This window comes from Brevundimonas sp. (genome assembly GCF_032107865.1).
Taxonomy (GTDB): Bacteria; Pseudomonadota; Alphaproteobacteria; order Caulobacterales; family Caulobacteraceae; genus Brevundimonas.
This window is the reverse complement of record NZ_DAMCNG010000308.1, coordinates 1-2,393: the sequence shown is the minus strand read 5'-3', so window position 1 is coordinate 2,393 and position 2,393 is coordinate 1. Positions and strand designations below refer to the sequence as shown.

The following is a 2,393-nucleotide window of genomic DNA, read 5'->3' as shown; positions in this document are numbered from 1 at the left end:
GCGCGGCTCGACTATCTGCCCGACGCCCTGATCCGCGCCTCGCCGACCACCAGCCAGGGCGGCAAGTCTGCGCGCGGGCGGCGGCTGAACGTCAAGGCGGCCTTCGCCGTGACCGAAGCCGGACGCCGACGCATCAAGGGACGGCGCTTGCTGTTGATCGACGACGTGCTGACCACGGGCGCCACGGCCGAGGCCTGTGCGCGGGTGCTGATGGAGGCCGGAGCGCGCGCTGTGGACCTGGCCGTCATCGCGAGGGTGAAAAACGCGCGCGAACCGCTTAAGTGAGGGGGAACCTTCCCATTCGCCTTCAGGAGCTCCCCTTGGCCGAAGTCGTTCTCTACACCAAACCCGGCTGCCCCTACTGCATCCGCGCCATGGCCCTGCTGGACCGCAAGGGCGCGGCCTATACGGAGATCGTCGCCTCCAACGACCCGGTCAAGAAGGCCGAGATGGTCGAACGTTCGGGCGGCGCGGCCACCTTCCCGCAGATCTTCATCGACGGAAAGCACGTCGGCGGCTCGGACGACATCCACGCCCTGGACCGCAAGGGCGAGCTGGACGCCCTGCTGACGGCTTAAGTGACCGACACGCTCGACATCGCGCTGATCCAGACGCGGACGCCGGCGACGGCGGCCGCAGGGCTGGCGCATGTCGAGCCCCTGATCCGTCAGGCGGCGGCCGAGGGCGCGCAGCTGATCCTGACGCCCGAGGGGACCAACTTCCTTGAGCAACGTCGCGCCTTGCGCGACGCCGCCCTGTCGGATGAAGGCGCTGACCCCGCCGTTGCGGGGCTGAAGGCCCTGGCCGCCGAACTGGGCGTCTGGCTGTTGATCGGCTCGGCCATCGTCCGCTCGGGCGGGGCGGATGACCCGCGCGCCGCCAACCGCTCCCTGCTGATCGACCCGAGCGGAGCGATCACGGCGCGCTATGACAAGCTGCACGTCTTCGATGTCGACCTGCCGAACGGCGAGACCTATCGCGAAAGCGCTTCGGTGCGGCCGGGCGATGCGGCGGCCGTGGCGGACACCCCCTGGGGCGGCCTGGGTCTGACCATCTGCTACGACCTGCGCTTCCCGCATCTGCACCGCGCCCTGGCCAAGGCTGGCGCTAGGCTGATCGCCGTCCCCGCCGCCTTCACCCGCCCGACCGGCGAGGCGCACTGGGAGACTCTGTTGCGCGCCCGCGCCATCGAGACGGGCGCCTTCGTGCTGGCTCCAGCTCAGGGCGGGACGCACGAGGACGGCCGCCAGACCTGGGGCCGCTCCCTGGTCGTCGGGCCGTGGGGCGAGGTGATCGCCCGGCTCGACCACGACGAACCGGGCGTCCTGCACGCCCGGCTGGACCTTCAGGCCGTGGAGAAGGCGCGCGCCAGTGTGCCCGCCCTGCGCCACGACCGCGACTTCGACCTGCCCCTATGATCCGTTACGCCCTGTCCTGCGACCACGACCACGGCTTCGAAGCCTGGTTCGGCTCCTCGTCCGACTATGACGACCAGGCGGCGCGCGGCCTGGTCGAATGTCCCTTCTGCGGCTCGACGGCCGTCAGAAAACAGATCATGGCCCCGGCTGTCTCCGGCACGAAGAAGAGCGCGCCTTCGCCGGACTCCATGAAGCAGATGCAGTCGATGATGATGCAGGCGGCGCAGCAGGTGCGAGACCACGTCGAGCAGAACTTCGACTACGTCGGCGACGCCTTCGCCCGCGAGGCGCGCGACATCCACGAGGGCCGCAGCGAGAAGCGCGAGATTTACGGCGAGGCCACCCCCGCTGAGGTCAAGAAGCTGAAGGACGACGGCGTGCCTTGCGCCCCCCTGCCCAGCCTGCCGCCCGACCCCAAGAAGGCGAACTGACCGCAGATGGGGGAGGGGGAGCGGTACGAGGAATTCGCCCCGCCTGAGTCCTTGCGGCCCTTCGTGCGCTTGCTGTGGACCTATGCCGCGCCCTGCCCCAGCGGCGGGGTGCAGCGCATCGCCCCGGACGGCTGTCCCGAACTGGTCGTCGATCTGGCCGCCCCCTATGAGGAACAGGACGCTGACGGCGCCTTCCGCCTGCAACCGCCGGTGATCTTCGCCGGTCAGATGACCCGGCCCATGGCTATCCGCCCGGTCGGCCCGGTAGAGATCGTCGCCGCCAAGTTCGAGCCCGACGGGGCGCGGGAATTCCTCGGCCGCCCGCTGATCGAAGCGATGGATCGGCGGCTGGACCTTGTGGCGCGGCTGGACGGCTTCACGGCGCCGTCCGGCGATCCGGCGGGACAGGCCGCCGCCCTCGGCTCTTGGCTGGAAGAACAGCGCCGGGCGGGCGATTGGCGCATCGACTCCGCCGTCCGCGCCCAGGTCGTCGCCGCCGAGGATGATCTGGAGGGGCCGTCCCTCAACTCGGCCGAGCGCCGCG

The 2,393-nt window shown here is 70.5% G+C and carries 5 protein-coding genes; all 5 read left to right on the top strand.

Annotation, left to right across the window (positions count from 1 at the left end; translation table 11 throughout):
• A partial coding sequence (locus RT567_RS16010; RefSeq protein ID WP_313577206.1) for a phosphoribosyltransferase family protein occupies positions 1 to 285 on the top strand: 285 nt, incomplete at its 5' end.
• Between the two features lie 35 nt (positions 286 to 320).
• Entirely contained in the window at positions 321 to 578 is a 258-nt protein-coding gene (gene grxC / locus RT567_RS16005; RefSeq protein ID WP_313577205.1) for a glutaredoxin 3, read from the top strand.
• Positions 579 to 1,418 (top strand): carbon-nitrogen hydrolase family protein, encoded by an 840-nt coding sequence (locus tag RT567_RS16000; protein WP_313577204.1) that lies wholly within the window; start codon positions 579 to 581, stop codon positions 1,416 to 1,418. It begins immediately after the preceding gene.
• Positions 1,415 to 1,849: a DUF1178 family protein gene (locus RT567_RS15995; RefSeq protein WP_313577203.1), complete on the top strand. Its 435-nt coding sequence runs from the start codon at positions 1,415 to 1,417 to the stop codon at positions 1,847 to 1,849. Before RT567_RS16000 ends, RT567_RS15995 begins: the two co-directional genes overlap by 4 nt.
• 63 nt (positions 1,850 to 1,912) lie before the next feature.
• Positions 1,913 to 2,393 (top strand): DUF6597 domain-containing transcriptional factor (locus RT567_RS15990; RefSeq protein WP_313577202.1); only part of this gene is annotated, 481 nt, incomplete at its 3' end.

Excerpts from the sequence above, each read along its gene's own strand:
- RT567_RS15995 (WP_313577203.1), top strand. The coding sequence starts at position 1,415 with ATGATCCGTTACGCCCTGTCCTGCGACCACGACCACGGCTTCGAAGCC.